The sequence below is a fragment of the Microcystis sp. M53602_WE12 genome (assembly GCF_030065455.1).
Lineage (GTDB): Bacteria > Cyanobacteriota > Cyanobacteriia > Cyanobacteriales > Microcystaceae > Microcystis > Microcystis aeruginosa.
Genome location: NZ_JASJFB010000459.1, coordinates 1 through 3,601, shown reverse-complemented (window position 1 = coordinate 3,601; position 3,601 = coordinate 1). Strand labels below are relative to the sequence as shown.

Genomic DNA, 3,601 nt, shown 5'->3' with positions numbered 1-3,601 from the left:
TTGGAGTGATCGGGGGTAAAATTCAGGTACTTTTTCCCTGAAAATTAGGTAACTGACTACCTCAAAATCGGTAAAACCCTACACCCTACACCCTACACCCCACACCCTGCCCCCACCAACAAACTTTTTCAGCAGACCCTAACTATTGCCAGCGATCGAATAAATCGGTTAAAACTAGATTAGAAAACAAAAAACCTTCGGGGTCGCTTAATCTTACCCTGCTATCCCCCTCAATTATTACTAAATTACGCTGTTTATGCGGCTCTAAGACCTCTAAAATTGCTTTTTTGATTTCCGAGCCAAAATTAGCTTCAATGGCGGGTAAACTCACCCCTGACCCTAACCTTAACCCTAGCATTAAGGTTTCGAGAAGATCATCAATCAAACTATTTTTCTCCACGTCAATCTGACAGCCTTCTTTTACCCAAGCGAAATAGTCGCGACTTTTGCGCGGACGGGTAAAACGTTGTTGATGAAGATAACTAGCGGCCCCCATACCAAAACCGTAATAGGGACGATTTTCCCAGTAAACTCGATTATGTCGGCATTGATAACCCGGTTTGGCATAGTTAGAAATCTCGTAATGTTGATAACCGGCTAAAGCTAGTTTTTCACCGGCTAAAACATACATTTTCGCCGTGGTTTCATCATCGGGTAAGGGTTTTTTCCCCGGTTGATACTGTTTACCGAAAGGAGTAACCGCTTCTAAGACCAAATCGTAACAGGAAAGATGGGCCGGTTGCAGTTCGATCGCTTTTTCTAGGGAATTTTCCCAATCTGTCAGGGTTTGTTGTGGCAATCCCGAAATCAAATCCAAACTATAGTTAACTATTCCCAATCCCTGAATTAATTCCACTGCCTGATAGATATCCTTAACAGTATGCGATCGACCAGAAACCTGTAATAATGGTTCTTGAAAAGCCTGTACTCCTAAACTAACCCGATTGACTCCCGCGCTAAGATAACCCTGTAATTGTTCTAAACTAAAGGTAGCTGGATCAATCTCCATAGAAATTTCTATATCGGCCGCAAAATCAAACTTTTTGGCTAAAGTATCCAGAATTGCTCCTAATAATTCCACCGGTAACAGGGAAGGAGTCCCCCCCCCAAAAAAAATTGTTTCTAGGGGTTTCCCCGTCCCCTGACTAAGACTAATTTCTTCTTGTAATATTTCCACATACTCCACCACAGGGGGAAAAGTCGCCGGATTGGTGCGATTACCAAGGACAAAAATCGGGAAATCACAGTAAAAACAGCGCCGACGACAGAAGGGAATATGAATATAAACCGAGGTTACGGGGTGAAAATAGGGCATTATATGAGGAAAAAGGAAAAAAGGGAGTGTGGGGTGTGGGGTGTGGGGTGTGGGGTGTGGGGAGAATAAAGCTGCCTCCTGCCTCCTGCCTCCTACTGTAATTTCGTTTATCTTCGTTAAGATGTATTATGGCTGGGGAGAACATCTCCTAGAATGGAGGCAACTTTCCCGACACAAATTAGGAGAAACCCACAGATATAATATAAAAGCATCCATACTCATTATTTTTCTACCATCATTCCCCCTCTATCCTCTCTGGTATTATCCCCATGCTTGATGCTGTCATAATTTTACTATTCGTCTTCGCTGTTGCCAGTATTGGTTATAGTGGTGTTGACTTGCTGCCGGTTACTGTCCAGTTGCAAATCAGCAATATTGAAGCTTTACGCTGGTTATCGGCGGGTTTTGCCTCAATTATTGGTTTAGCCCTTGGTTTAGTTGCCCAAACTACCTATCGTCGTCTGGAAACCCAAGTACGGCAAACTCCGATCGAAGTTATTTTAACCCGTTCGGTCGGTCTAGTTATCGGTTTGTTGATTGCTAATCTGATCCTAGCTCCGATTTTCTTCCTACCGATTCCCAGAGAATTCTCGTTTATCAAGCCGATAATCGCCATTTTAGGCAGTGTTATGTTTTCCTATCTGGGGGTTAGTTTAGCTGATACCCACGGTCGCACTTTTTTGCGTCTGATTAACCCCAATAGTATGGAATCAATTTTAGTGGCAGAAGGAACCCTGCAAGCGGCCGCCACCAAAGTTGTGGACACCAGTTGTATTATCGATGGTCGTATCGAACAATTGTTAGACACGGGATTTATCGAGGGACAGATACTCATTCCCCAATTTATTCTTCAGGAATTGCAGCAGTTAGCGGATGGCAGTAATGACCAAAAACGAGTCAGAGGAAGACGCGGATTAGATATCTTAAACCGGATGCAGCAAGAATTTCCCGAGCGCATTATCATTCATCCAGCCGATTATGAGGATATTAGCACCGTAGATGCTAAATTAGTCCATCTTGCCCAAGAGATTAACGCCACCTTGCTCACGAACGATTATAATCTCAGTAAAGTGGCCAATCTGCAAAAAGTCACCATCTTGAATGTCAACGATCTCGCCCAAGCAGTACGCCCGATCTACTTGCCTGGGGATACTTTGGATCTGAAAATTCTCAAAGCAGGAAAAGAACCCACCCAAGGCATCGGTTATCTAGAAGATGGCACGATGGTAGTGGTAGAAGAAGGAAAAGATTATCTGGGGGGAGAATTGCGGGTAGTGGTGACATCTGCACTGCAAACCTCGGCCGGACGGATGATTTTTGCTAAACCCCAAAATTCCCTAATTGCCTAAAGGGAATAAAACCCAAAAAAGCCTCAAATACAGAGCCAGAGGGGATTGTATTTGAGGAATTTCATTTTTTAAGGGAAGTTAAGTCACCAATCGAACTATCTAGGGTTTGCTAAAAAAGTTTTTCCTGGTGGCAGGGTGTGGGGTGTAGGGTGTGGGGTGTGGGGTTTTACCCATTTTCAGGTGGTCAATTACCTAATTTTCAGGGAAAAAGTCCAGGAATTTTCCCCCCAATCACTCCAAAGGTCGGCACTTTTTGAGGGAAAAAAAGTCTAAAAACCTTGTTGGACAAGGTTTTTAGATTTATTCAGCAAACCCTATCTAGCCAATTTATATCTAATTAGGCTGGTTTATTGATTACAGCCATGGACTGACGAGCAAAACCGAAATAACTATCCCAGAATTGTTTCTGACTATCGAGGGCAACTTTGGTGGCGGTTTCTTGGGCGGTTAGGTAGGATTTCACCCATTCTTGTTGATATTCGAGGGATTTAACCAAAGTTTCTGGAAACTCAAACACTGATGTAGTCGAGGGAACACCATTACCCCAAGCGGACAGAAGCAGTTTCTGCCATTCGGCTAGGTATTTTTGGTATTCTTCAAGATAATTGGTGTTCATAGAAGTCAAACCGCTAACTAACCCATCTGGAAGGAGATGGTGAGAAAGTGGGGCGGTGTTGCCACCTTCTCGAAAGCAAAACCGGTGCAGAGATGAAATATAATATTCTCTCCCTTCCTTGATTATAACCTGAGTTTGCGATCAGCCAAAATCTTCATGCAATCGCCGTCAGCCCAGCCTATTTTTTGGTGACTCGGAACTGACGTTAAAGGATTATGGCCGAAATTCTCGGATCACTTGCCAAACCCTTAATACCTCTGCCACTGTCCATGCTTGGGCAAAAGCGCCCCTAGGGGTAAAAGGGGCATTACCATCGAAAAT

The 3,601-nt window shown here is 43.7% G+C and carries 5 protein-coding genes; 1 reads left to right on the top strand and 4 read right to left on the bottom strand.

All coding sequences use genetic code 11. The annotated features are described in order from the left end of the window. Positions 1 to 142: 142 nt before the first annotated feature. Together hemW and PX482_RS15330 are read right to left on the bottom strand one after the other, a co-directional pair. Complete coding sequence (hemW, locus tag PX482_RS15335; protein ID WP_288027570.1) at positions 143 to 1,315, bottom strand: radical SAM family heme chaperone HemW; 1,173 nt, start codon at positions 1,313 to 1,315, stop codon at positions 143 to 145. Beyond that, positions 1,242 to 1,460 carry a hypothetical protein gene (locus PX482_RS15330; protein ID WP_103112763.1) on the bottom strand — a complete coding sequence of 73 codons (219 nt, stop codon included), beginning with the start codon at positions 1,458 to 1,460 and terminating at the stop codon, positions 1,242 to 1,244. Before PX482_RS15330 ends, hemW begins: the two co-directional genes overlap by 74 nt. 124 nt (positions 1,461 to 1,584) lie before the next feature. Between PX482_RS15330 and PX482_RS15325 the strand changes: the two genes are divergently transcribed. Further along, complete coding sequence (locus PX482_RS15325) at positions 1,585 to 2,664, top strand: PIN/TRAM domain-containing protein (RefSeq protein WP_288056045.1); 1,080 nt, start codon at positions 1,585 to 1,587, stop codon at positions 2,662 to 2,664. Positions 2,665 to 3,001: 337 nt separating this feature from the next. Here the strand turns inward: PX482_RS15325 and PX482_RS15320 are convergent, their stop codons facing one another. After that, positions 3,002 to 3,280, bottom strand: coding sequence for a hypothetical protein (locus tag PX482_RS15320; protein WP_004266820.1), 279 nt, complete (start codon positions 3,278 to 3,280; stop codon positions 3,002 to 3,004). Positions 3,281 to 3,493: 213 nt separating this feature from the next. Then, positions 3,494 to 3,601, bottom strand: a 108-nt coding sequence (locus tag PX482_RS15315) for an amylo-alpha-1,6-glucosidase (protein ID WP_288122639.1), incomplete at its 5' end; no start/stop codon positions are given.